The sequence below is a fragment of the Herbidospora daliensis genome (assembly GCF_001570585.1).
Lineage (GTDB): Bacteria > Actinomycetota > Actinomycetes > Streptosporangiales > Streptosporangiaceae > Herbidospora > Herbidospora daliensis.
On sequence record NZ_BBXF01000001.1, the window covers coordinates 278,874 to 303,420 of the forward strand.

Sequence of the window (24,547 nt, forward strand, 5' to 3'; positions counted from 1 at the left end):
TTATGTCGGATGCGAGAAGAAACTCCGTCGGACCGGTCCCAAATACCTCCGATGTCTTGAGATCGTTATCGTCCGTTGACGGTCTCCTGTCAGATGTGCAAACCTTTCGGAGCACCCGCACGCGAGTGGCTCCGCGTGCTTTCGAAATCCATCTTTCGGGCAGCGATCGGCGCACGCTCCCGCGAGCACAGTTGGGAGTCACGTATGCGCCGACTGCTCATGGCGCTCCTGGGGGCGGTCCTGTTAGGGAGCACGCTCTCTGCGGTGCCTACGGCCGCGAACGCGGCACCGCTCACGAAGGTCCTCGTCTTCAGCAAGACCGCCGGGTTCCGGCACGACTCGATCCCGGCGGGCCTCGCCGCGATCCAGCAGCTCGGCTCCGCCAACGGGTTCACCGTGACGGCCACCGAGGACGCCGCCCAGTTCACCACGGCCAACCTGGCGCAGTACCAGGCGGTCGTCTGGCTCTCCACCACCGGTGACGTGCTGAACGCGGCCCAGCAGACCGCGTTCCAGTCGTACATCGCGGGTGGCGGGGGCTACGTCGGCGTGCACGCGGCGGCCGACACCGAATACGACTGGTCCTGGTACGGCGGCCTCGTCGGCGCCTACTTCGCCAGCCACCCGGCCAACCAGAACGCCCTCGTCAGGGTCGAGGACCGGTCGAACGTGTCGACCTCGCACCTGCCGCCGACCTGGACGCGGCTCGACGAGTGGTACAACTACCGCACCAACCCCCGTTCGGTGGCCCGGGTGCTGGCCTCGCTCGACGAGTCGACGTACAGCGGCGGTTCGATGGGCGGCGACCACCCGATCACCTGGTGCCAGAACTACGGCGGCGGCCGGAGCTGGTACACCGGCATGGGGCACACCCAGGAGACCTTCGCCGATTCGAACTTCCGGCAGATGCTGCTGGGCGGCATCCAGATCGCGGCCGGGGCGCGGGCGGCCGACTGCCGGCCCGAGACCGGCTACACCCCGCTCTTCGACGGCACCCAGGCCAGCCTCGACCAGTGGCGGCAGGCCGGACCGGGCGGCTTCACGCTGGCGAACGGCACCCTGACCTCGTTCGGCGGCATGGGCCTGCTCTGGTATCCGGTGACCCCGTTCGCGAACTACTCGCTCAAGCTCGACTGGATGATGCCGGGCGACGACAACGGCGGCGTCTTCATCGGCTTCCCCGACCCCAACGGCGACCCGTGGCGGCCGGTCGACACCGGCCACGAGATCCAGATCGACGCCACCGACGCCGACCCGACCCGGACCACCGGCAGCGTCTACAGCTTCCGGGCCCCCGACACCGCCCTGCGGGACGCCGCGCTGAACCCGCCCGGCTCGTGGAACGCCTACGAGATCAGGGTGACCGGCCAGCGGGTCGAGATCTGGCTCAACGGCGTGAAGATCAACGACTACACGAGCACCCGGGCCATCCAGAACGGCCACGTCGGCGTCCAGAACGACGGCGCCGGGCTCGACATCAACTACCGCAACATCCGCGTCAAGGGCGAGACGACCCAGCCGCCGGCCACCGACCTCGCCCGGGGCAAGACGGTGACCGCCTCCAGCGTGGAGCCCGGCAGCGCCCACGCCGCCGCCAACGCGGTCGACGGCAACACCGCGACCCGCTGGGGCTCGGCCTACGCCGACCCGCAGTGGATCACCGTCGACCTGGGGGCGTCCTACAACGTCAACCGGGTCAGGCTGAACTGGGAAGCGGCCTTCGCGCGCCAGTACCGCGTGGAGGTCTCCCCCGACAACGCCACCTGGACGACCATCAACACCCAGACCGCTTCGGACGGCGGCGTGGATGACCTCACGGTCTCCGGCGTCGGTAGATATATCCGGATTTATGGCACTCAGCGCGCCCTCCCGGCCTACGGCTACTCCCTCTGGGACCTCAGCGTCTACGGCACCCCCGCCTCCGGCGGGCCGACGCTGCTGTCCCGGAGCCGCCCGGTGACGGTCTCCAGCGTCGAGCCGAACAGCGCCCACGCGGGCGCCAACGCGGTCGACGGCAACACCGCCACCCGCTGGGGCTCGGCCTACGCCGACCCGCAGTGGATCACCGTCGACCTCGGCCAGACCCGTTCGATCACCCGGGTCCGGCTCCAGTGGGAGGCCGCCTACGGCCGCGCCTACCGGGTGGAGACCTCCCCCGACAACGCCACCTGGACCACGATCTCGACCCAGACCGCGAGCGACGGCGGCGTCGACGACCTCACGGTCAACGGCACCGGCCGCTACGTCCGGGTCTACGGCACCCAGCGGGCCACCGCCTGGGGCTACTCGCTCTGGGAGCTCGACGTCTACGGCTCCTAGGAACATCTGAGCGGCCCCCCTCGTCTTGCGGGCGAGGGGGGCTTCCCCTTGTGCCCGGCACGCGGATCGGCCCTCCTCGTCTCACTGACGAGGAGGGCCGTCACCGGCACGGGGTCCGGGCCTGGCGACTCGGGCTCCGGACCCCGGCTGCCTCCGGTCTAGAAACCGGCGGTGATGCGGGTGAAGTCCCAGTTCGACTGGGCCACGCCCGAGCACGTCTCGCTCAGGCCGCCCGAGCAGGGACGGTCGCGGTTGACCGACCAGAAGGCCAGCCGGCCGAGGCCGCGGGCCCTGGCCCAGTCGCGGATCGAGGTCCAGGTCGCGACCGTGGTGACCTCGCTGTTGTCGGAGTAGCCGTTCATGCCCGAGATGCCCATGCGGGCGTAGGCCTGCGCGTCGGTGTAGCCCCAGAGGGACTTGAGCTGGTTCTTCAGCCCCTCGGACGCGCTGACGGTGGAGTTGTAGATGTTGGAGGCGCCGAAGTTGAACGGCATGAGGGTGTAGTTGTCGATCGGCACGTTGAGCGCGCGGGCCTGCTGGAGGAAGCGGGCCTCGGCGCCGGCGGGGCCGTTCTGGCCGGTGCCGATGGTGACGACGATCCGGATGTTCGGGTTGTTCTGCTTGACGATCTTGAGACCGTTGAGGATGCGGTCCTGGACGGTGTAGTTGCCCATCTCGTCGGTGTTCTCGACGTCGAAGTCGACCACGTTCGGGCCGTGGGCGTTGATGACCTGCTGCACGGCGCCGGCGAAGGCCGCCGGGGTGGAGCAGTTCGGGCCGAGCTTGTTGCCCGACCAGCCGCCGAAGGAGATCTGGACCTGGCCGCCCGCGGCCTTGATGGCGTTGATGGTCGACTGGTCGGTGCCGCCGGTCAGCGGGCGGGAGCCGTCCCAGCGCGGCACGCAGCCGCCGCCGGACAGGATGAAGGCCATCGTGAACGAGCGCACGCCGGTCTGGCTCATGATCGAGGTGGCGCTGGGCGGGCTGCCCCAGCCGAGGTAGAGGTAGGGCGTGCCGGGGAACTTGGCCGGGTTGCCGGGGTCGGGGTCGGGGTTGCCGCCGCCGGTCGGCAGGGTCCAGCGCTGGTTGGCGCCGGCGAAGCAGTCCCAGATCTGGAGCGGGGTGCCGTCGGCCGAGGAGTTGCCGGTGGCGTCGAGGCACTTGCCGAGGGCGCGCAGGGTGCCGTCGGACTGGGGGGTCCAGTTCTGGGCGGCGCTGCCGTTGCAGTCGTACAGCTGCACCCGCGTGCCGTTGGCCGTGCTGGCCGCGGCGACGTCGAGGCACTTGCCGAGGGCGCGGATGGTCTGGCCCTGGCCGGTCGTCCACTGCTGGGCGTTGGTGCCGTTGCAGGTGTAGAGCTGGACGGTGGTGCCGTTGGCCGGGTTCGCGGCGGCGACGTCGACACACTTGCCGCCGAAGCCGGTGATCTGCCCGACCGCCGCCTGGGCGGGGGCCGCGACGACACCGGTGAGCACGAGCGCGGCGGCGCTCAGCACGGCTCCGGCGCGCAACAGTAAGCGGAGGCGCATGGGGGGTCTCTTTCCGACGAGCGAGTACGGGAAGAGGAGAGCCGGCCGTTGCTTCTCCTCTTAAATTAACTCGGATGGAACACCCTCCTACAGACCCTTGTCAATAGGAAAGTTTCCGAATTAATTCACCCGCCGATGGCCTCGGAAAGCCCCCGAACTGCGGGAATGCGCTCTCCTGTCATCACCGCCCATCAAGAGTGTGGAGAAGTCTGGTCACTTCGACGCGCCAGGCGCTGTCGGCCGGGTACCACCTGGACCGGTCCGCGAGTGCGCGGGCGGCGTGGCCGGCGGCGTCCGCCCGGGCCCCTGTCCGGGCGATCACCACCCACGGCCGCCCGGGGTCGGCCCCGCCCCACCAGGGCCGGGGCCGCACCGAGAACAACCCGGCGGCCAGCCGTGCCGCCCGTTCGGCGTCGCCCGGCCGGTCGGCCGCCTGGTGCGCCTCGGCCGTCAGCAGCGCCGCCCGGATCTGCCGCCCGGCGTCGAGCGGGCCGCCGAGCGACCTGCACGCCTCGGCCACGGCCAGCGCGCGCTCCGCGGCGTCGGCCACGCTCCCCAGGCCGGCGCGCCCGGCCCGCGCCCCCGGTCCGGGCCCGTTCTCGGGCGTCTTCGCTCCCGGGCCGGCCCCCGCCGCCGGCCCGGGACCGTTCTCGTGCCCCGTCGGGGCGCGCACCGCCGCCAGCCGGGCGGAGGCTTCGAGGGCGCGGGCCTCCCAGGTGAGCAGGTGGTCGTCGCCCAGGACGGCCGCCCGCCGGCCGACCTCCTCGGCCGCCAGGCCCGCGGCCTCGGCGAGCGGGCGGCGGTCGTCCGGTTCGATCATCGGCAGGGTCAGCAGGGTGACGGCCAGGTCGGCGCGGGCCACGCCGGTCCAGTGGTCGTGGTGGCCGAGGATCTCGCGGCGGCGGGCGAGTTCGGCGCGCTGGGCGGTCAGCGCCCGCCGCAGGTCGTCGGGGCGGGCCCGGCGGGCCAGCCAGCGCAGGTGTCCGCTGGCGATCTCCATGGTGACCGGGTCGTCGGGGCCGAGGGAGACGCCCGCCTCGGCGTGCACGGCCGCCCAGGCGGCCACCGTCTCGTCGACCTGGCGGGTACGGCTCAGTTCCCGTTCGGCCGCCGCCGCGATGCGGAGCACGATCGAATGGGAGGCGCCCAGGTGGGCGCGGGCGCCGGCGAGCAGATCACCCAGTTCGGCCGCGGCGGACGGCCCGCCCGCGCGCACGATGGCGCGCAGGCGGGCGATCCAGGAGCGGTCGGCCGGCTGGGGCGGGCCGTCAGGCCGCACGGGGGCCGTTGTCACGTTCCCGTCCCTCCGTCCTGATGGCCGTGCGCAGCGCCTCGGCCGCGGCTTCGAGGAGATCGGCGGCGGCCCGCCGCTGCGGCGGGTCGAGCCGGGCCGACAACAACCCGACGACGGCGTCGGCGAGCGCGGGCAGCGGCTCGTTGGCGCGTTCCACGACGCGCGACTCCAGCGCGGGCCGGACCCCGTCGAGCACGACCTCCGCCGGCACGTGCAGCCCGCGCGTCGCGTCGATGATCACGTTCTGCAGGAGGCAGAAGACGTCGCGCGCGACGGCCCGGCGGCCGAAGACGGCCATCAGGTCCTCGACCGCGCAGACCGGCGGCTCCAGCCCGGTGGCCCGCAGCAGGCCCGGATGGTCGGCGGCGAAGTCGGCCACCGCCAGCACCAGGCCCTCGGCGGCGGCCATGCGGCCGCCCGGTCCTGATTCCAGCATCTGTAGCCAGCTATCGCGATAGGACCAGAACGTGTAGACCACGGTCTCGCGCGCCAGTTCGGTCAGCGCGTCGACCCGCCCGAAGCAGTCGGGCAACTCCCCGCCGTAGGCGGCCGCGAGCGAATGCCGCGCCCTCGGCCCCACGACCGTGTACAACGTGCTGGTCGAGCCCCCCGACACGTCCAGCACCTCCCTGCCGACCCGGCCACCGGCCTCGGCCACCTCGCGGCACGCCGCGTAGTAGACCGTCCTGGTCGCCCAGTGGCGCTGCCCGTGGCGGCTCCCCTGTAACAGGCGTTCCCGCCACCGGGCGGCCACGCTCCGGCGAGATTCCGTGAGTACGTCGGCCACGACCCCTCCCACCCGTATGGACGTATTCGAATTGTCGACAGAAGACTACAGCTGACTTAAGTACTTTTCACGACCTGATTCCTTTTGGTGACATTGGTGAGGATGTTCACCAGGTGTTCCGTGCAGAAAGACGGCCGATCGGCCAACACGGAGGGACCCAGGCCGAACCGTGCAAAAGTGACATGAATAGGATGCAATCCGACCTTGCACGGAAAGGCACCACGTGACTCCCCCAGCTCGCCACGGCGGCGCGATCATCTCGGCACTGGCGTCGGCGGGCATCGTGGTCTCGGTGATGCAGACCATCGTCATCCCGATCGTGCCCGAACTGCCGCGTTACCTCCACACCGACGCCGCCTCGGTCACCTGGGTGCTGACCGCCACCCTGCTCGCGGGCGCCGTCGCGACCCCGCTCACCGGGCGGCTGGGCGACATGTTCGGCAAGCGGCGGCTGCTGCTCATCTGCCTCGGGCTGCTGGTCGCCGGATCGGTGGTGGGGGCGCTCAGCTCCTCGCTCGTGCCGATGATCGTCGGCCGGGCCCTCCAGGGCTGCGCGGCCGGGGTGATCCCGCTGGGCATCAGCCTCATGCGCGACGAACTGCCCCCCGAGCGGCTCGGCGCCGCGATGGGCCTGATGAGCTCCTCCCTCGGCGTCGGCGGCGCCCTCGGCCTGCCGGCCGCCGCCGCCATCGCCCAGAACGCCAGCTGGCACCTGCTCTTCTGGGGCTCGGCCGCGCTGGGCCTGATCGCCATGGTCCTGGTGTGGACGCTGGTGCCGGAGTCGAGCGACCGCAGCGGCGGCCGGATCGACGTCCCGGGCGCGATCGGGCTGACCGCCGGGCTGCTCTGCCTCCTGCTGGCCATCACCAAGGGCGGCGACTGGGGCTGGGGCGGCCCGCTGACGCTGGGCCTGTTCGGCGCGGCCCTGGTGATCCTGGCCGTGTGGGGCTTCTACGAGCTGCGCCGCCCCGGGCCGCTGGTCGACCTGCGCACCTCCGCGCGGCGTCCGGTCCTGCTCACCAACCTCGCCTCGATCGCCATCGGCTTCGCCATGTACGCCCAGGCGCTCGCCATCCCGCAACTCCTCCAGCTGCCCGCCGCCACCGGCCACGGGCTCGGCCAGTCGATGCTCGTGGCGGGCCTGTGCATGGCCCCCGGCGGACTGGTCATGATCTTCGTGTCGCCCCTGTCGGCCAAGCTGTCGGCCTGGAAGGGCGCCAAGGTCTCGCTGATGACCGGCGCCCTGGTGTTCGCCGTCGGCGACCTCGCCGCGTTGTGGCTGCTGAGCGCCCCCTGGCAGCTCATCGTGGTCAGCGTGATCACCTCCACCGGCATGGCCCTGGCCTTCGCCGCCATCCCGGCCCTGATCATGGCGAACGTCCCGCACACCGAGACCGCCGCCGCCAACGGCCTCAACGCGCTGATGCGCTCGGTGGGCACCTCCACCGCCAGCGCGGTCGTCGGCGTGGCCCTGGCGCACATGACCCAGCCGTTCGCCGGGACCGTCGTGCCGACCCTTGACGGATTCAAGCTGACGTTCATCCTGGGAGCGGTGGCCGCCATGCTGGCAGCGCTGATCATGGCGTTCGTGCCGGGCCGGCGGCGAAGTGTGGCGTATGCCACCCCTACAAAAGAAGCGGCGGGTATGGCGGCCGGCCACGTTCACCGCTCCTCATAACCGGCATATCGTCCTCGTCAGCGGGGGATGTGGCCCACAAGGACACATCACCTGACCACACTGCGAGGACCGCGATGGATCCGCTTCTGCCCGCCATCCAGCAGATGATCGACGCCACCAACCGGGGCGACGCCGACGCCCTGCTGGGGGCCTTCGCCGAGGACGCCGTCGTCAACGACTTCGGCCGCACCTTCGAGGGGCGCGACCGCATCGCCGAATGGAACGAGCGGGAGAACATCGGCGCCCGCACCAAGATCGTGGTCACGGGGGCGCGCACCACGGGCGAATCGACCACGGTCGCGGTCACCGTGTCCGGCGACGGCTACAACGGGCCGGGCACCCTGACCTTCCGCACGCACGACACCCTTATCGACCGGCTTGACATCACTTGACGGACAGATCCGTCAAGTACCAAGAAAGGCTGGTGCAAGCGGAGGGTCTATCACTTGTTCGCGTACGAGAGAAAACGTACGAGAAGGAGCGCGGATGGCCCACGAGGGGGACCGCCAGGGACCGGGCACGGCGCTGGCGGCCGGGGAACACGCACTGCACGCGGAGGGGGATCTGCGTGCGGCCCGCCAGTGGTTCGAGCTGGCCTGGCGCCGGGCCGAGGGCGACGGCGACCACGAGGGGATGGCGCGGTCGGCCCTGGGGCTGGGCGGCGTCTGGGTGCACGAGCACCGCACGGCCGAGGCCGAGTCGACGGTGCGCACCCGCCAGTGGCAGGCCATGGCCGCCGCCGACCCGGGTTCCGACCTGGCCCGGCGGCTCCGCATCCGGCTGGCCGGCGAGGACGACTACCGCCACGGCACCCACCACGCGATCATGCGGGAGGTCGCCGAGGCCCGGACCGCCGGCGAGCCGGTCGCCCTGGTCGAGGCGCTCAGCCTCGCCCACCACTGCCTGCTCGGCCCCGACCACGCCCAGACGCGCCTGGCGCTGGCCAAGGAGCTGATCGGGCACGCCGGTCGCACGGGCCGTCCCGGCGACACGGTGATGGGGGTGATGTGGCGTACCGTCGACATGTTCTTGCTCGGCGACCCGCACGCCGAGCGCGGCCTGCGGGAACTGGAGGCCCTGCTCGACCGGAGCCCCCACCTGGCGGCCGGGTTCATCGCCAGCGCGATCCGGGTGATGCTGGCCATCCGCCAGGGCCGGTTCGCCCATGCGGAGAACCTCGCCACCGCCAGCGCCGAACGCGGCACCGCCGCCGGCGACCGCGACGCCGCGGGCTGGTACGGCGGCCAGCTCGGCACCATCCGCTGGTTCCAGGGCCGCATCGCCGAGCTGACCGGCCTGATGCACGACCAGGCCGACTCCCCCGTGCTGAGCGCGGTCGACAACAGCTACTTCGCGGGCCTGGCCATCGCCGCCGCCACCGCCGGGGAGGACCGCCTGGCGGCCGGCATGCTGGCCCGCATCCGGGGACGCGACCTCGCGGCCCTCCCCCGGTCGAGCTCCTGGCTCTTCACCATGTACGGCGTCGCCGAGACCGCCCACCTGCTCGGCGACGAGACCGCCTCGGCCGAGGTCTACGAACTGCTGAGCGACCACGAGGGCACCCCGGTGATCGCCAGCCTTGGCGTCACCTGCCTCGGTTCGGCCCACCACCCGCTCGGGGTGGCCAGCCTGACCGTCGGCCGCCTCGACCGCGCGATCGGCCACTTCCAGTCGGCCGTCCGGGACAACCTGGCCCTCGGCCACTGGCCCGCCGCCGTGTTGTCGCGCTGGCGGCTCGGCCACGCCCTGGCCCAGCGCCACGGCCCCGACGACGACGTGGCGCTGCGGGAGCTGGAACTGGCCACCAAGGAGGCCGCCGACCTGGGCATGGAGCTGCCGCCCCCGGTCACCCGCCGTGCCGGGGGCCCGGCGACGGCCTCGGCCCGCCGTCACGGCCGCCACTGGCGCCTCGACCTCGGCGGCCGGTCGGTCGTGGTGGAGCACAGCGTCGGCATGGGCCACCTGGCGGTCCTGATCGCCAACCCGGGCCGCGAGGTGCCCGCCGCCGACCTGGCCGGCGTGCCCGACCAGCCGCCCGACCAGCCGGTGCTCGACGCGACGGCGCGGCGGGCGTACGAGACCCGGCTCATCCGCCTCCAGGAGGCGATCGAGGAGCGGGAGGCGCTGACCGACGCGGCGGGCGCGACCGCGTTGCGGGCCGAGCACGCGTGGCTGGCCGGCGAACTGGCCGCCGCGACCGGGCTGGGGGGCCGGTCGCGGGTGTTCACCGGCGACGGCGAACGGGCCAGGGTGGCGGTCGGCAAGGCGATCCGCCGGGCCCTGACCCGCATAGAGGAACTCGACCAGACGGTCGCGGCCGAGCTGCGCGCGTCCGTCAAGACGGGCGCGCGGTGCAGCTACCAGCCGCGCTGACCGCGTGACCGGCGGGTCAGACGATCCGGCCGACGTAGGCCAGGGCCTGCTTCAGCAGGGTGCCCTGACCGCCGGTCATCTCCTGCTGGACCATCGGCGAGGCCGCCTCCTCGGGGGTGAACCACTCCAGGTCGAGGGCGTCCTGGCGGGGGGCGCAGTCGCCGGCGACCGGGACGATGTAGGCCAGCGACACCGCGTGCTGCCGGGGGTCGTGGTAGGGCGTCACCCCCGGCGTGGGGAAGTATTCGGCGATCGTGAACGGCTGGGGCGACAGCGGCACCCGGGGCAGCGCGACCGGGCCGAGGTCCTTCTCCAGGTGCCGCAGCAGCGCGTCGCGGACCCGCTCGCCGTAGAGGACCCGGCCGGAGACCAGCGCTCGGCTGACGGTGCCGTCGGCGCCGATGCGCAGCAGCAGGCCGACGTGGGTGACCACGCCGTTCTCGTCGGCGCGGACCGGCACGGCGTCGACGTAGAGGATCGGCAGGCGCTCGCGCATGAGCGAGAGCTCCTCGGGTGACAACCAGCCCGCCGCGGTTTCGGTCATTTCGGTCATCGCTCGATCTTATCGGGATCGCGGAACGACAACCCGGCGGCGGTCAGCGCCTCGGTGAGGATGCGGATGCCCTTGGGCCCCATCCCGTGCAGCGCCAGCAGTTCCTTCGCCGTGTACCGGGTGACGTCCTCCAGCGTGCGGCAGCCGGCCTCGGCCAGCGCCCCGTCCGCCGGGCGGCTGATCGTCGGAAGTTCGGTCATGGGTGCTGATGCTAGGAGACGCGCCAGAGCGTCGCATTGGCTCCGGGGTCATCGGGGTCGCCTTCTGGCGAGGTGAACCCGGCACCCCACACCTGCGAGGTGCCCGGCCGGCGCGCCACGGCGGCCAGCGACGCGTCATACCCCTTGGGCCGGGGCAGCGGCGTGCTCTCCCAACTGGCGCCCTTGACCTGCCAGAAGACCGGGTTCCAGCCGCCCTGCGCGATCCAGACCCCGCCCTTGCCGTCGGGTTCCACCTCCGTGTACGGCTGCCCCTGGGCCGTCCCGAGCGTCATCCGCCACCGGGTGCCGTTCCAGTGCATCGCCAGCGGCCGGGAGAAGGTCACGTCGTCGCCCTCCTCGTCGGCCCCCTCCCACGAGACCCCGCCGACGGCCCACACGTTGCGCGCGCCGACGACGGCGACGTCGATGAAGGTGGCGGTGGCGTCCTGGGCCGGCAGCGGGATCGCGGGCAGCGTCACCTTGCGCCAGGCCGTGCCCGACCAGCGGAAGACGCCGCTCCCGGCGGCCCAGACCTGCCCGGCTCCGGCGTCGACGGCCTGGGCGGTGCCCGGGACGGCGTGGCGTCTCCACGACGAGCCCGTCCAGTGCCGCGAGGTCTTCCCGCCGACGGCCCAGATGTCGCGGGCGGAGACGGTCTCGGCGTCGTCGGCCCGGAACGTGCCAAGCGGCCACGACGACCAGGCGCGCCCGTTCCAGGCGTAGGCCCGGTTCCCGCCGAAGGCCCAGACCCGGCTCGTGGTGGCGGCGACCGCCGACAACTCGGGCAGCCGACCGGGCAGCGTCTTCTTCGACTTGCCCTTGACCGACTGCACGAACCCCTGGCGGCGCCCGTTCAGGTATCGGTGCCCGGCGCCCCAGACGGTGCCGTCGGAGGTGACCGCGACGTCGGCGAACACGTCGTCGCCCGGGGAGTGGACGACATGGGCGACCTGCCAGGGTGAGGCGGTGGCCGCTAATAAGACCGCGATGATTGCCCGCATCCGTCCACAATATTTCCCCATGACCCTGCACGGTGCGCTTCTCCTGCCAGACGGCACCCCGGTCCGCGGCCGCGGCCTCCGCCACCCGCTGCCCCCGGGCCCGTCCCCCGATTTCGGCCTGTACGTCCTGGGCCGTCCCCCGCAGGTCCCCTGGCCCTCCGAATGGGTGCGCTGGCCCGACTTCTGGCTGCCCGCCGACCCGCCCCGCGCGGCGGCGGCGATCCGCGACCTGTACGACCGGGCTACCGGCGGCGCCGACGTCGAGGTGGCGTGCCAGGGCGGGGTGGGCCGCACCGGCACGGTGCTGGCCTGCCTGGCGACCCTGACGGGCCTGGCCCCGGACGAGGCGGTGACGTGGGTCAGGGCCACTCACGACAGGAAGGCGGTGGAGACCCCGTGGCAACGCCGCTGGGTCGGCCGCTTCGCCGCCGGCCTATAGGAAGACGACCTCGGGTTCCGCCCGCCCGTGCAGCAGCCGATCGGGCCGCACCGTCAGCAGCCGGACGGGATACCCCAGGTCGACGTCGTGGTCGGGCCCCGGCGACCGGAGCACCCCGCCGCGGAAGGCGACCAGCTCCCGCTGCCAGGCCCGCCCGCCGAACGCACCGTCGGGCGGATGGACCTCGACGCTCATCACGCCGCCCCCAGCACGAGGTAGACGGGCAGCGCCATCAGGAACTCGCCCCGCTCGTCGGCGTCCCGCAGGGCGGAGAACCACGCGCCGGGCGCCGGGATAAGCCGCTCGTCGAGCACCGGGATGACCGCCGCCGCGTCAGCCAGCTCGGTCGACACCCCGAGGAACGCCGTGACCTCGACGGTTCGGAACCCCTGCCGGACCAGCCGGCGACGGAGCGTGCGCCCCATCGACGGGTTCGGCACCAGCGTGCGGAAGACCCCGAGCACCCGGTCGGCGAGCTCGTCGTCGACCCCGTCGACGACCAAGCCGCTCCAGTCGACGTCGACCAGGCAGATCCGCCCGCCGGGGGCCGTCGCCCGCACGAGGTTGCCGACGACCCGGTCGGGATCGGGGACGTGCTGGAGCACCCGCTCGGCCCAGACGACGTCGAAGGCGGCGGGGCTGTCGAACGTGGCCAGGTCTCCCCGCTGCGCCGTCACGCCGGGGATCTCCCCCGCCGCCTCGACCATCGCGGGGTCGGAGTCGAGGGCGGTGACGTGCGCGCCGAGGGCGGCGAACCGGGCGGCCATGTCACCGGGGCCGCACCCGGCGTCGAGCACCCGCTCGTCACGACTGACTTCGAGCAGGTCGAGCCCCTGGTCCCGGATCTTTTTGACCATGGCGTGCCGGGAGACCCGGGCCAGATAGTCGCGCATGTCCTGACCGTGAAACACCGCCATGTGGCGCCCCCGTGGCTGTATCCGGCTGACGACCCGAGCCTGACAACGGGAGCACCAACCGACAAGGACCGCTCCAGGCAGGCATTCCTCCCTCAACCCATGGCCGTCACCAGTCGCGGGTGGCGATGAGTTCCTCGATGTCGGCGTCGTCGAAACCGTAGGCGGAGGCGATGAACCAGAAGTCCTCCGCGATCAGCTCCCGGGCGGCCGTCTCGATCTCGCTGTCGGCTTCGTGGAACTCCTCGTCGAGGGCGTTGAACTCGTCGGTCGCCGCGTGGGTGAGCGCGTAGAGGGCGGCCAGGTCGCCGGGCTGCTCGGCCTCGATGCGGTCGCACAACCGCAGCAGCACGGCCTTCCCCTTGTCGACGAGCTCGTCGGGGAAGTAGGGGTCGCGGTACATGCCGGCGAGGAACGGATGCGCGGCGATCTTCAGATTCACGGGCATGCCGGGATACTGGCGCACGCCACCGACAATCCGGCTACTCCTGATACGTCGACGCCCGGAAGAGGAACGACGCCCACGACCGGAACGGCCGCCATCCGTCGGCGAGCTTCGCGTAGTCGCGCGGCGTGGCGTCCTCCGGCAGGCCGTACGCCTCCCTCAGGATCCCGAACAGCCGGGGCTCGTCGCCGGGGAACGCGTCGGGCGCGCCCGCGCCACGGATCAGGATCAGCCCCGCCGAGAACGGCCCGACGCCCGCGAGCGCCCGCAGTTCCGCCAGCGCCTCCTCGGGCGGGACGCTCCGCAGGTACTCCGCCGTCAGCACGCCGTCGAGGGCCGCCCGCGCCAGCCCGCGGATCCACTCCTCCTTCTGCGCCGGCAGCCCCATCCCGTCGGCCTCCGCGAGGCTCACCGGCGGCGGGAAGACCGGATACTCCACGTCGTCGACGACGACCCGCGCCCCGAACTTCTCCGCGATGCGCTGCTTGATCTTCGCCGCGATGTGCATCGACGACCGCTGCACGATGATCGCCCAGCAGGCCGACTCCCACGGCGTCCAGAACCCCAGCGGCCGGAGCCCGGGGCTGCGCAGCCGAAGCTCCTCCAGGACGGGATCGCCCCGCCCCACCTCCTCGAACCCCCGCCCGTCGACGTCGAGCGAGAAGATCCTGGCGATCTCGTGCCTGATCGCCGGCCCGGCGGGCCGGGTGGTCTCCACCGCGACGCCGCCGGGGACACCGCCGACCGACACCCCGATCGGGAGCCAGTCGTGCTCGGCGCAGTAGGCGAACCGCAACACGCCGTCTCCGGACGGAAGCGTGCTCGTCGCCGGCCACTGCCCGACGAACCGCAACGCGTCGGCGAAGTCGAAGGGCCCCTGGGCGGTGAGCGTGAATCCGTGGGAGGTCATGCGCGAAATCGTAGGGGCCCGCCGGAACCCTCAGGAGACGCATGCCGCCCATTCGGACCGCGCTTTATGCATTTGTACGTATCCCGCCCCCTCCCCCGGCGAGACAATGCCCCCGACCCGAGAACGGCGTACCGGAGGAGCGGAAATGGCGGTCGCGTGGGGAGCGGTTCGGGGCCGTGTCGTCTTCGACAGCAGCGTGCACCCGATGTCCAGGGAGCAGCAGTCCACCGGCTTCTCCTGGACCGGCACCCGTTCGGTCCTGGTGACCGACTGGCCGGCGGTCTACGTCCACGACACCGGCGGCCTCGGCAACGCGGTCGTCTCGGTCCTCGACCCGGCGACCGACCCCGACGCGTCCATCAGGCTCGTCGACGCCAGCACCCGCCTGGTCGCCGACCTCCGGCTGCGCGGCCAGACGCTCTCGCTCACCTCGGGCCCGCTCGACCCGCCCGCCCTGGCCGCGCTGACGGGCCTGCACGGCCGTCTGGTGCCGGACGCGGCCGCCGCCGACTTCATCAGCCCGTGCGCGATCTCGATCACCCCGCACTACGAGGACGACCCCGGCGAGGCCGCCGAGTTCGCCGCCTACACCGTCGTCGCGGGCGGACGCCTCCAGCTCCGGGACCGGGGCGAGGTGCCGCTGGAGTGGCCCGTCAACCGCATCGCGGTGGCTCCGCGCGGGCCGAGCGCCGTCGAGGTGCGCGGCGGCGCGCTCTTCGGCGGGCGGTTCCTCAGCGGCGCGACCCTGCATCTCGCCACCCCGCTGGTCCGGGACGCGTTCCTGAAGGTCGTGCAGGCCGCCGCGCACACCGGTCCCGGCACGGTCGGCACGTCGGCCCCGGTGACGATCCGGGGCCTGACGAGCGGCCAGGCCCAGGTCAAGGCCGACTGCGTGCTGAGCGACGACGCCCTGGAGTTCCAGTCGCCCGACGGCCGCCAGGTGCTGGCCGCCTTCGACCTCGCCGACCCCCATCTGCGCGTCGCCGGTTCCGCCGAACGTTTCGTGGTGTTCAGCCCCGTCCACGGCCCGGTGGCGGTGACGTGCGGCTCGCGGGAGTTCGGCCGCCGCCTGCACCGGCACGGCAAGCTCCACGCCGCCGCCGAACGCACCCTGGCGTCGGGCGTCTTCCCGGTCGAGTTGTCCGACGGCCGCCCGGTGGCCGTCGCGTTCGCCGCCGACGGCCTGCGGGTGCGCGGCCCCGAGGTCGGCCTGCACATCGCCTACCCGTCGATCCGCAGCGTCGAAGGCGACCCCGCCGCGCCGCGCCCGACGCTGCGCCTGACGACCGAACGCTCCGACCTCACCGTCGTCGCCCAGGCCGAACTGATCCAGGCGCTGCACACCGAGATCCGCACCTGGAGCCACCTGGACGCCGCCGCCGGCCAGATCCCCGACCTGCTGCGCGCCGCCGCCGGACTGGAGGAGGACTACCTCCTCTACACGATCTTCGGCCCCTTCTACGAGCTGCACGCCGCCCTGCTGGGCGACACCGCCGACCTCGCGACCCCCGTCACGTTGCCCGACTCCGCCGAGAGCCGCTCCCGGCTGGCCGCGGTCCTCCAGATCGGGCTGGTCGAGCTGCAGCGCCACCTCGACCAGGTGGCGTTCGTCCTGCCCGCCTTCATCCGGCACCGCGACGCCCTGCTCTTGGACACCGACGAACCCGAATGGCTCAAGCAGGGCGAGGCCGCCCTGCGCGCCGCGCTCGCCCCCACGCAGCGCGCCGCGGCCGAGACGGGCCAGCTCGCCGCCCAGGTGTCCCGGCTGATCGACCTCGACCCCGACGCCCTGCCGAAGGTCAGCTACGCGGGCGCGGCGATGTCGCTGGGCGCGGCGGCCCTGGTCAACCCGGTGTTCGCGGTGTCGGGCCTGTCGCAGGCGTATTCGGCGCGCAACCAGGGCGACCAGCGCAAGAGCCAGGTCACCGCGCAGTCGGAACGCGGCTGGAGCGCCGTGCTCGACCGGTGGAACTCCCTGGTCTCCGGCTCGTTGCCGGTGCTCTCGTACGTCGTCACCGAGAACGTCTTCCCGCTGCGCTGGGCGGCCGCCGGCCGGCTGGCCGAGACGGCCGCCCTGCCGGGGGTGGCCCGCCGCCTGGCCACCCTCGACGTGCTGCGCCGTTACCCGTCGGGCCCCGGCATCCGGCTCAGGCGGGGCGAGATCGCCGACCACCTGCGCGCCGCCCGCGACGCCCTGTCCACCCCCCGCTTCGCCGACTTCTGAGGACCCCGCGATGAGCCTGTTCTCCAGCCAGTTCGACCGGGCCCGCCGGTTCTCCGCCGCGTACACGGGAGAGCCGGGCGAGACCCGGTTCTGGACGCCCGCCGCCGTCGGCGTCGCCGCCGGGCTGGGCGCCGCCGTGATCCTCGCCGCCGACCCCGACCAGACCGCCGCCTTCGGCGGCGACTCCGGGCACGGGGGCGACGACGGCCCCTGGTCGGTTCACTCGGACTGGTCGGACGCGTCCGTCGGCGGCGACGGCGACTTCATGTACTTCTCCGACGGCGACGTCAGCTTCACCGTGGGCTGACCCGGCTGTAGTTCTGCCCGACGGGCCGGCCGGGGATCGGCCGCGCGATCAGCGCCACCGGGACGAAGAAGCAGATCTGCCCGATCGCGACGGTGAGCGTCCAGAGAGCATGGGTCTCGTAGTGCGCGGCGGCCCGCGCGAACAGCTCGTCGGGCACGCACGGATGGGGCGCCAGCACGGCCTCCACGAGCTCCAGCGCCACCCGCTCGGCCTCGGTGAAGCAGGGCGCGTCGCGCCAGGACACCACGGCGGCGATGCGATCCTCCGGCTCCCCGGCCTCGCGGAGCTGCCCGGTCTGCCGGACGACGTGGTAGGTGCTCCCGGCCAGCTGCCCGGCCCGGAGATGCATCAGATGGACGGTACTGTCGGGGATCGTGCCGTTGTGGACCGCCTTGGACATGCCGGCGGCGATCGCCCCCATACCGGGGAAATACCGCATCGGATCGGGCAGGCGGGACTGAAGTTCGGTCATGCTCACCCGACGACGCGGCGACGCGGAATGTGAGGCCTCACATTTCCGGCCGCTGTCTCGTCGAGTGGGGTGAAGGGGGCGAACGTGACAGTCGAACTGAACGAACGACGACATCTGCTCAACCTGTCCTACCGGCTCCTCGGCTCCCTGGCGGACGCCGAGGACGTCGTACAGGAGACCTACGCGCGCTGGTACGCGCTGCCGCCCGACCGGCAGCGGGCCATCGCGTCACCGGGCGCGTGGCTGACGACCGTGGCCAGCCGCATCTGCCTCGACCTGCTGGGCTCGGCGCGGGTCCGCCGCGAACGCTACGTCGGCGAGTGGATCCCGGAACCGGTGCCCGACCAGACCGACGACCCCGCCGACCGGGTCACCCTGGACGAATCGGTCAGCATGGCGTTCCTCGTCGTGCTCGAATCGATGACCCCGGCCGAACGCGTCGCGTTCATCCTGCACGACGTGTTCTGCCACTCCTTCGCCGAAGTGGCGGAGATCGTCGGCCGCACCCCGGCCGCCTGCCGCCAGCTGGCCTCCTCGGCCCGCCGCCGCGTCGCCGCCGTGCCGTCGGCCCCGGCGACCGAACGCGCCGGCGTGGTCAGGGCCTTCAAACGGGCGTGGGAGCGCCAGGACATCGAGGCGCTCGTCACCCTGCTCGACCCGGACGTGACGGTCACCGCCGACGGCGGCGGCCAGGTCAACGCGGCCCTGCGCCCGATCGAGGGCGTCGAGCAGGTCCTGCGCTACGCCGCCGACCTGGCCGGCAGGCTGCCCGGCCTGACCCTGCTGGAGCGCACCGTGAACGGCCAGCCCGGCCTGGTCATGCGCCAGAACGACGTGACGATGACGGTGCTGGCCTTCGACGTGGCCGACGCCCGCATCACCCGCATCTGGGCGGTCCGCAACCCGGAGAAGCTCCGGCCATGGTGACCCGGACCCTCATCGCCGCGCGAACCCTGGTGCTCCTCCTCGCCCCGCTCACCGCCGGCCTGCTCCTGACCACGCCGAACGGCCAGGCCCTGCACAGCGCGGCGGCGTACACGACGTTCGGGATCGCGGTCCTGCACGTGATCGTCACCGTTCTCCAGTGGCGACCGGGCGGCGCCTCCCCCGAACCCATCCTGTACGCCGCCCTCTTCCTCGCCCTCACGCTCGCTCAGGTGGCCCTGGGGATCGCGGGCCTGACGGTGGCCCACATCCCGCTCGGGGTGCTCATGTTCGGCCTGAGCCTGGTGCAGCTGACACGGGCCTGAGCACGCGCGGGATCAGGCCAGCCAGCAGGCGGCGCGCCGGTGGCGGGGGTCGGCGAACTCGATCTCCGCCGCCGGGTCGGCCCGCAGGAGGTGCAGGGCCGTCCGGGCCGTCACCCGGTCGGCCGCCCGGCGCCTCTGGTGCGACTCGGCGGCCCAGCGGGCGATCGACGGGTCGCCGTGGACGCGGGCGTACAGGCGGATGACGACCGTGCGGGTGATCCTCGACCGCGACGGGTGGGAGCGCAGTGCGAAGATCCAGTGGGTCGACACCGTCCGGCGGTGTTTCGCCGGGACGTGGTGGATGGTGCGGGACATGCGCGGCCTTCCGGCCCCGCCAGTCTCTCTGGCGTGGACCTAGAAGTCGGCGCCGGTGAAACGGCCGCTCATCAGTAACTCCGCTGGCTCTGCGCGTTCAGTTCGGTCATCTTGACGGTCTTGGCCGGATCGGTCAACGGGTCGTTGATCTCGAGGATGTCGAGCCCCTTGGTGATGTCGCTCGAATAGATGAACCCGTTGTAGTAATAGGCCGACCACGACCCGCCCAGACTGAGCTCCGGCCGCAGCGGCCCCCGCTCGAAATAGCCGATCTCCCGCGCGTTCTCCGAATCGGTGAAATCCCACACCGAGACGCCGCCCTGATACCAGCCCTGGACCATGATGTCCTTGCCCTTGACGGGAATCAGCGAGCCGTTGTGGGCGACGCAGTTCTCGTCTTCGGTCTGCAACCGCGGAATCTTGAAATAGCCGCGGCGCTCGAGTTCGTTCCCGGGCGTCAGGTCGTAAATGGCGTTCGCGCCCTCCTGCTTCCCGGTCGCCTTGTCGCAGGTCGCCGAGACCCCGCCGCCGAGTTCGTCGCTGAACACCAGTTTCGTGCCGTCGTTGTTGAAGGTGGCCGAATGCCACACGGCGAAATTCGGGTCCTGTACGACCTGGAGGACCCGCGGCAGCAGAGGATTGGAGACGTCCATCAGCACGCCGTCGCCGAAACAGGCCCCCGCGGCGAGCTTCCGCTCCGGATAGACGGTCACGTCGTGGCAGCCGCGCGGGTTCTCGTACTCCGACTCCTCCGCGAGGGGCCGCTCCCCGAACACCGGCGGCCGGGCGGCCACCCGGGCGGTCTCGGGGGCGTCCACGGGCACCTCGATGATGTCCATGGCGGCGTGCGGCGGCGGACAGGTCTCGGAGTCGGGCACCGGCCCGGAGGAGGCGACGTAGACGTACACGGTCCGCTCACCCGGCAGCACCGCGTGGGTGTGCGATCCGCACTCGGTACGGACGGAGGTCACGTACTTCGGCTGCTTCTTGTCGGAGACGTCGAAGATGCGCACGCCCTCCCACGACCCGGCCGCGCCCTCTTCGCCCTCTTTCGAGGCGCACGATTCGCCATCGCGCGGATAGTCGACGGAAAGGAAGAGCAGATCCCCGGTGACCGAGATGTCGTTCTGGCCGCCCTCGCAGACCGTACGGGAAACGACTTGGGGTTTCTCCGGGTCGGAGATGTCGACGATCGTGAACCCGGCATAGTTTCCGACAAACGCGTAATCGCCCTGAAAGGCGAGATCGGTCCCCCACGCCTCGTCGCCGTCGAAAGGCGCCTCTAGGGGGACGTTCGCGACGACCCTGACATTGTCGCTGTGGTCGATCGCGTCGACCGCCAGCCCCGTCGCCGCGGAGGCCGAGGCCGAGGCGGAGGAGGTGGCCGCCTGTGGAGAGACCTCAGGAGGAGGTGCGTCACCGCCAGGACTGCACCCGGTCGCTAAGAGGGCCACCACCAGGACGCCGAAGATCCGCCTCATAGGGGAACGCTATGGCACGGATGGCCCGGTTACGCGGGGAATGCGTAACGGTTTCAGGAGCTCCAGAGCATGTTGGTCAGCTCTTCGTCGAGATCCATGAAGTCGACCTCGCGCCCGGCCGGCACCAGCTCGTAGGTCCGGTGGAGGAACTCGGTCAGCGGCGCCAACGGCACCTCGAACAGCGCCTGCCCGAAGGGAGAGGTCAGGCTGATGTGGAGCGTGCGCTCCCCGTCGGACCGCGCCGGCCACACCTGGACGTCACCGTCACCCACCCGCCGGACGATGCCCACGGTCAGCAACTCGCGCGCGAAGATCCATTCGACCGGCTCGTCGTTGCCCACGTGGAAGGCCATGCGGATGGCGTAAGGATCTTCGGCCGTGTAGCTCAACCCCGCCAGCAGCGGGACGGTCGTGCGGTCTGGGACGACAAGCCGAAGGCCCAGCTCGGCAGAGACGGTGGTGCTGTTCATCGTCAGCCAAACCTTTTCGTCGTCGGGACCCCTGAGGGGCTTTCACTGCTCAGACGGACCACGTCCCGAGCTATGACGCGGAACGAAGAAACCTTGCAGGGAAGATTCCGCCGTCAGGCCGTTCTGTAACGCACAGCACAGCCAGACATTTTGGCATCTACCTGCACAAACACCATAACCAACCCGGTGTTTGCGATGGTTTTGCGTGTCCTCCGAGACGTGGATGGGCTTCAGGTGGTGCTTATTGGTCGAGTGTGGAGCATCACGATGCTATGCCAACAGACCGCCACGCCGCCCGTTCCTGGAGAACCTTTCGATGACGATGCGGGGACAGACCCGAGACACGGCGGGGACTCCAGGGGTTCCACGGCCCCCGACTCGGCCTTCGCTTCGCGTGGAGGGCGCGGAGTGCGGTATGGTTCTTGCTGTCGGGCCCCGCAGGGGAACGATCATCCCGGGCGATTAGCTCAGCGGGAGAGCGCTTCGTTCACACCGAAGAGGTCACTGGTTCGATCCCAGTATCGCCCACTCTGGAGAGGGAGACCTGTGGTCAGCGGCTTCGCCGCTTTCCCCGGGTCTCCTTCGTCGTTTACACGGGGGGACGACCCCCCGAACCCCCCGATGCGAAGGGGCTGGCGCCCCCTCGCGCTCCCCCCGGCCGCTTCGCGGCCCCTCGTCGCTGTCGCTCCGGGTCGCTGTCGCTCCCGGCGAAGGGCTCCGCCCCTCGCGCTCCCTGGACAGGCCTCGCTTCGCTCGGGCGGCTCTCGCTTCGCTCGAAGATCTCTGATCGATTCGATTTACCCGCCGGAGTCATACATGGGGCGCCGGCCACGGGAGTCGACGCGATTTGGCGGCCGTGTTGCGTGCTGGCCTTCGTCGCCATAGCCAGGACGGCGTACGGAGGCCGCTGCCCACTCGACGGTGCTTAGAGGGCGGCTCGGATCTTCGGTCCGAGCCAGGTGAGTTCGGGGTGATGCTCGATCCGGTCGAAGACCGCCTGTGGGGACTTGACGTCCCGCAGCATGCACAGAACGAACAGCCAGTACAGCGAATCTGCCAGGAAGAGTTGCGCCGAAGGTGTCTGCTTCACCCGTGTGCCGAGGTGATGGGCAATGTCGTCGCGGTCGTTCCTGACCACCTCTGCCCAGGTTTCGACATCACCGACAAGCTCGACGAAAAGCTCCCCCGCCAGGTCGGCACAACGTCCCAACCTGGTCTTGAACTTACTCTGCGAATGCCCAAACGTCGTGCGGTCGAAGGCTTCCAGAGCCGCCGCGCGATTGAGTAAGCGGTCGGACACAAACATACTCTTCGCATAGCGGCTGGCCATGACCCTGCCTAGAGCGCCTCTGTGGCGCGCAGCGCTCTCCAGCCACCGACCTATACCGTCGATGCCACCGAACTCGGCGTAGCTGAAGAACATGTCGTGGAGCGGAAGCTCGCCGGGGTTCTTACTCTTGTCTTTCGCATTCCAGGAGACGAAGAACTCGATCGACTGCCGGTGCTGACGCCCCTCCCTCTCCCAGATCAAATCGGGATGCCAGAATCGCATGCCGTCGAACTCAGCCGTCCTGCCTGTTGCGATAGACACTAGATCCTGCAGGTCACTCGCCCGTTCCACGAGTTCGGGCAAAGGGCAGAGCGATGACGCATCGAAACGGAATGAGAAATTCTGAGTAAGCCCTCGAGTGGTTACTCGGTCTCCCTCGACAGTGACCGAGTGCGCAAGCCGCAGCGTGTCACCCTCGGGCAGGACGACTACCGCGTCGTCGCGGGTGCGAGCCTCGAGCGTGATGTCCGGAGCGTCCAGCGGCAGATCCTCGCGCTCGTCAGTCCGGAACGCCCACGTCTCCTTAAGGGCGCTGCTACAAGCCCAGTGGGTGAGGTACCGCAGGTCCACTGACATGCCGTTCGCAGCCAGCTCTTCGTCCTTCTCGAAGTAGGCACCGCGAAGTATCTGGTTGACGTGTACGGTCTCTGTCCCTGTTCCGCCGATCAGATGCCGGGTAGTGCGGCCACGGAAACAATCCTCTAGGGTGTACGGCTTCCCCTCCGCCAGTCCGTGGATACGCGGATAGGTCCCGTCCCGCTCGATCGACTCCATAGAGACGGCGACGGTTACCGTGCCGCCCGGTTGCTGCGTTCGCTCCCCTTCCTCGAAGATCGACCGAAAGGTTCCGATCAGTCGCAATTCAGCACCGGAATCCGAATCGAAGCGGAGAATGCCAGCGATCTTTCGATCATCACGTCCCGGCAACCACCACTGGCCTTCGACTTCGAAAGTGCGCGAGGGGTCGTTCAAAGGCCGCTTCCTTCCGTGTCCGTCGTCATGAAGTATGCGCCGATCGTGGACTGATTCCCCGCTTCAGGCAGAAGCCGTCGCAGGTCCGAATCGACATCCTCCGGCCTACGGCTTTCTCGCACTTCTCACGCCATCTACGGAGAGCTTGCAAGGTGGGAGACAACCGACCGATTCTGATCGACATCCTCTGACTTATCGGAGTCTTTCACATCGAAGAGCTCGCGCGTTCGATCTCAGTACCGCCCGCCCCGAATACATTCATGGTCAGCGCCCTTGTCGCTCCCTGGTCGTCCTTCATCGTTTACCCGAAGAACGATGTTCTTGATCCCAGCACAAGAGGCCTGTCGCCGCTTGCTGGAGCTGACCGCCTCGCGACCCCTTGCGTCGCTCCGCTCCGGGACTCTGGAACACCCTTTTCACCCGAGCGGTTGTCGCCGTACTGAGGAATCTGATCGCCGGAGTTCGCCCGGCGAAGGACGTCCACCCCCGGCGGGATTCATGAGTCATCCCTATGAGGCAGTCCCTCAAGCTATGGCGAGCCCGGTAAGTACGCCATAACGGACTTGGACCGACGATCAAGCGGTCGCCTGTATGCCCAATCGTCAGGTCTGACTGGGCTTCCGGCGCCGGGCTCGCAGCAACACGAACACGCCTATGACCACAGCCGCCGTGGCGGTGCCTGCTGCGACGGTGATCACCGCTGTGGTCACGCCGCCGCCCGAACCCGTGAAGCGCAGCCGGGTGGTCTGCTGCTTCGCCGTGTAGAGCGTCTGGGTCGGGGTGGCGGGGGTCTCCGCCGTGAGCATGGTGCGGTAGTTCTCGTCCAGGTCCGTTAGGGCGCTCACCGTTACGTCTAGGTCGACGGCTGGAGTTGGGCAGTCGAAGGTCAGACGGGCGCCTTGGGCTACCAGTTGCTCCAGTGACTCCAGTCGGCCGGGGCACCGCGTTCCGCGCTGGGCCACGGTGATGCGGCCCAGCAGGTAGTCGTGGACCGCCGCGGACCTCTGCAGCTTCTGCTCGCCCGTCAGCTCGGTGGAGACCGGGCCCGTGGCGGGGTTCTCGAACGCGCCGAGTGACTGGCCCAGGGCGACCCAGTCGTCTTCGGCCGCCAGCCACGATATGGCCACCTGTGAGCCGTCGACGCTGATCCGGGCCGTCGACGGCGGGCCGAAGGGGTGCGCTGCGGCCGGGGCGGCGGTCAGCGTCGTGACGGCCAGCAGGGCTACGGCCAGGGCGGTTCGGAAGGTCACTAGGGGGCTCCTGTTGGGACGGGCGGGCCGGCGC

Annotated in this window: 25 protein-coding genes and 1 tRNA gene; 10 read left to right on the plus strand and 16 right to left on the minus strand. The window is 70.9% G+C overall.

Annotation, left to right across the window (positions count from 1 at the left end; genetic code table 11):
• The first annotated feature begins 204 nt into the window (after window positions 1-204).
• Window positions 205-2,319 carry a ThuA domain-containing protein gene (locus AW274_RS38555; RefSeq protein WP_083973758.1) on the plus strand — a complete coding sequence of 705 codons (2,115 nt, stop codon included), beginning with the start codon at window positions 205-207 and terminating at the stop codon, window positions 2,317-2,319.
• A 158-nt stretch (window positions 2,320-2,477) separates the two neighbouring features.
• On the opposite strand, the gene AW274_RS00900 is transcribed toward AW274_RS38555, so the two are convergent.
• The 3 genes from AW274_RS00900 to AW274_RS00910 form a co-directional block, all read right to left on the minus strand.
• Entirely contained in the window at window positions 2,478-3,848 is a 1,371-nt protein-coding gene (locus AW274_RS00900; protein WP_062428352.1) for a chitinase, read from the minus strand.
• A gap of 181 nt (window positions 3,849-4,029) precedes the next feature.
• On the minus strand, window positions 4,030-5,142 hold the full coding sequence (locus tag AW274_RS00905) for a hypothetical protein (protein WP_157519696.1): 1,113 nt from the start codon (window positions 5,140-5,142) through the stop codon (window positions 4,030-4,032).
• Complete coding sequence (locus AW274_RS00910; RefSeq protein WP_157519697.1) at window positions 5,117-5,929, minus strand: hypothetical protein; 813 nt, start codon at window positions 5,927-5,929, stop codon at window positions 5,117-5,119. Before AW274_RS00910 ends, AW274_RS00905 begins: the two co-directional genes overlap by 26 nt.
• A gap of 223 nt (window positions 5,930-6,152) precedes the next feature.
• On the opposite strand from AW274_RS00910, the gene AW274_RS00915 reads away from it, so the two are divergent.
• From AW274_RS00915 to AW274_RS00925, 3 genes are all read left to right on the plus strand, one after another.
• A complete protein-coding gene (locus AW274_RS00915; protein WP_062428359.1) occupies window positions 6,153-7,607 on the plus strand; it encodes an MFS transporter in 1,455 nt (484 codons plus the stop codon).
• Between the two features lie 74 nt (window positions 7,608-7,681).
• Entirely contained in the window at window positions 7,682-7,999 is a 318-nt protein-coding gene (locus AW274_RS00920) for a nuclear transport factor 2 family protein (RefSeq protein ID WP_062428361.1), read from the plus strand.
• A 94-nt stretch (window positions 8,000-8,093) separates the two neighbouring features.
• Window positions 8,094-9,980 carry a hypothetical protein gene (locus AW274_RS00925; RefSeq protein ID WP_062428363.1) on the plus strand — a complete coding sequence of 629 codons (1,887 nt, stop codon included), beginning with the start codon at window positions 8,094-8,096 and terminating at the stop codon, window positions 9,978-9,980.
• Window positions 9,981-9,996: 16 nt separating this feature from the next.
• Here the strand turns inward: AW274_RS00925 and AW274_RS00930 are convergent, their stop codons facing one another.
• The 3 genes from AW274_RS00930 to AW274_RS00940 are packed head-to-tail and all read right to left on the minus strand — an operon-like array spanning window position 9,997 to window position 11,734.
• Window positions 9,997-10,533: an NUDIX hydrolase family protein gene (locus AW274_RS00930; RefSeq protein ID WP_198168969.1), complete on the minus strand. Its 537-nt coding sequence runs from the start codon at window positions 10,531-10,533 to the stop codon at window positions 9,997-9,999.
• Window positions 10,530-10,733 (minus strand): helix-hairpin-helix domain-containing protein, encoded by a 204-nt coding sequence (locus tag AW274_RS00935; protein WP_062428367.1) that lies wholly within the window; start codon window positions 10,731-10,733, stop codon window positions 10,530-10,532. Before AW274_RS00935 ends, AW274_RS00930 begins: the two co-directional genes overlap by 4 nt.
• Window positions 10,734-10,744: 11 nt before the next feature.
• The gene (locus tag AW274_RS00940) at window positions 10,745-11,734 is read right to left on the minus strand and encodes a hypothetical protein (RefSeq protein ID WP_157519698.1); all 990 of its coding nucleotides are present in this window, start codon (window positions 11,732-11,734) and stop codon (window positions 10,745-10,747) included.
• 19 nt (window positions 11,735-11,753) lie between these two features.
• Here AW274_RS00940 and AW274_RS00945 point away from each other — a divergent pair, with 19 nt between their 5' ends.
• A complete protein-coding gene (locus AW274_RS00945; RefSeq protein WP_062428371.1) occupies window positions 11,754-12,173 on the plus strand; it encodes a protein-tyrosine phosphatase family protein in 420 nt (139 codons plus the stop codon).
• Here the strand turns inward: AW274_RS00945 and AW274_RS00950 are convergent.
• The 4 genes from AW274_RS00950 to AW274_RS00965 form a co-directional block, all read right to left on the minus strand.
• Window positions 12,168-12,368, minus strand: coding sequence for a hypothetical protein (locus AW274_RS00950; RefSeq protein WP_157519699.1), 201 nt, complete (start codon window positions 12,366-12,368; stop codon window positions 12,168-12,170). The two genes, AW274_RS00945 and AW274_RS00950, sit on opposite strands and share 6 nt — an antisense overlap.
• Complete coding sequence (locus AW274_RS00955) at window positions 12,368-13,066, minus strand: methyltransferase domain-containing protein (RefSeq protein WP_062428375.1); 699 nt, start codon at window positions 13,064-13,066, stop codon at window positions 12,368-12,370. Before AW274_RS00955 ends, AW274_RS00950 begins: the two co-directional genes overlap by 1 nt.
• A gap of 130 nt (window positions 13,067-13,196) precedes the next feature.
• Window positions 13,197-13,535: a DUF5713 family protein gene (locus tag AW274_RS00960; RefSeq protein ID WP_062430070.1), complete on the minus strand. Its 339-nt coding sequence runs from the start codon at window positions 13,533-13,535 to the stop codon at window positions 13,197-13,199.
• Window positions 13,536-13,569: 34 nt separating this feature from the next.
• Window positions 13,570-14,442 (minus strand): DNA-3-methyladenine glycosylase family protein, encoded by an 873-nt coding sequence (locus tag AW274_RS00965; RefSeq protein WP_062428377.1) that lies wholly within the window; start codon window positions 14,440-14,442, stop codon window positions 13,570-13,572.
• A gap of 145 nt (window positions 14,443-14,587) precedes the next feature.
• Here AW274_RS00965 and AW274_RS00970 point away from each other — a divergent pair, with 145 nt between their 5' ends.
• Together AW274_RS00970 and AW274_RS00975 are read left to right on the plus strand one after the other, a co-directional pair.
• Window positions 14,588-16,666, plus strand: coding sequence for a hypothetical protein (locus tag AW274_RS00970; RefSeq protein WP_083973760.1), 2,079 nt, complete (start codon window positions 14,588-14,590; stop codon window positions 16,664-16,666).
• A gap of 10 nt (window positions 16,667-16,676) precedes the next feature.
• Window positions 16,677-16,973: a hypothetical protein gene (locus AW274_RS00975; protein ID WP_062428381.1), complete on the plus strand. Its 297-nt coding sequence runs from the start codon at window positions 16,677-16,679 to the stop codon at window positions 16,971-16,973.
• On the opposite strand, the gene AW274_RS00980 is transcribed toward AW274_RS00975, so the two are convergent.
• Entirely contained in the window at window positions 16,960-17,445 is a 486-nt protein-coding gene (locus AW274_RS00980) for a carboxymuconolactone decarboxylase family protein (protein ID WP_062430071.1), read from the minus strand. The genes AW274_RS00975 and AW274_RS00980 overlap by 14 nt on opposite strands.
• A gap of 84 nt (window positions 17,446-17,529) precedes the next feature.
• Here AW274_RS00980 and sigJ point away from each other — a divergent pair, with 84 nt between their 5' ends.
• On the plus strand, window positions 17,530-18,372 hold the full coding sequence (sigJ, locus tag AW274_RS00985; protein WP_232319926.1) for an RNA polymerase sigma factor SigJ: 843 nt from the start codon (window positions 17,530-17,532) through the stop codon (window positions 18,370-18,372).
• A complete protein-coding gene (locus AW274_RS00990) occupies window positions 18,366-18,695 on the plus strand; it encodes a hypothetical protein (RefSeq protein WP_062428385.1) in 330 nt (109 codons plus the stop codon). The genes sigJ and AW274_RS00990 overlap by 7 nt, the downstream gene beginning before the upstream one ends.
• A 12-nt stretch (window positions 18,696-18,707) precedes the next feature.
• On the opposite strand, the gene AW274_RS00995 is transcribed toward AW274_RS00990, so the two are convergent.
• The 3 genes from AW274_RS00995 to AW274_RS01005 form a co-directional block, all read right to left on the minus strand.
• Window positions 18,708-19,010 (minus strand): hypothetical protein, encoded by a 303-nt coding sequence (locus tag AW274_RS00995; RefSeq protein WP_062428387.1) that lies wholly within the window; start codon window positions 19,008-19,010, stop codon window positions 18,708-18,710.
• Window positions 19,011-19,081: 71 nt separating this feature from the next.
• Window positions 19,082-20,491 (minus strand): LVIVD repeat-containing protein, encoded by a 1,410-nt coding sequence (locus tag AW274_RS01000; protein WP_062428389.1) that lies wholly within the window; start codon window positions 20,489-20,491, stop codon window positions 19,082-19,084.
• 53 nt (window positions 20,492-20,544) lie between these two features.
• The gene (locus AW274_RS01005; RefSeq protein ID WP_061295511.1) at window positions 20,545-20,961 is read right to left on the minus strand and encodes an SsgA family sporulation/cell division regulator; all 417 of its coding nucleotides are present in this window, start codon (window positions 20,959-20,961) and stop codon (window positions 20,545-20,547) included.
• Window positions 20,962-21,417: 456 nt separating this feature from the next.
• On the opposite strand from AW274_RS01005, the gene AW274_RS01010 reads away from it, so the two are divergent.
• Window positions 21,418-21,489 (plus strand) — tRNA-Val (locus AW274_RS01010).
• Between the two features lie 397 nt (window positions 21,490-21,886).
• Here AW274_RS01010 and AW274_RS01015 read toward each other — a convergent pair.
• Together AW274_RS01015 and AW274_RS01020 are read right to left on the minus strand one after the other, a co-directional pair.
• Entirely contained in the window at window positions 21,887-23,263 is a 1,377-nt protein-coding gene (locus AW274_RS01015; RefSeq protein WP_157519700.1) for an ApeA N-terminal domain 1-containing protein, read from the minus strand.
• A gap of 602 nt (window positions 23,264-23,865) precedes the next feature.
• Window positions 23,866-24,513: a hypothetical protein gene (locus AW274_RS01020; protein WP_062428394.1), complete on the minus strand. Its 648-nt coding sequence runs from the start codon at window positions 24,511-24,513 to the stop codon at window positions 23,866-23,868.
• Window positions 24,514-24,547: the final 34 nt, after the last annotated feature.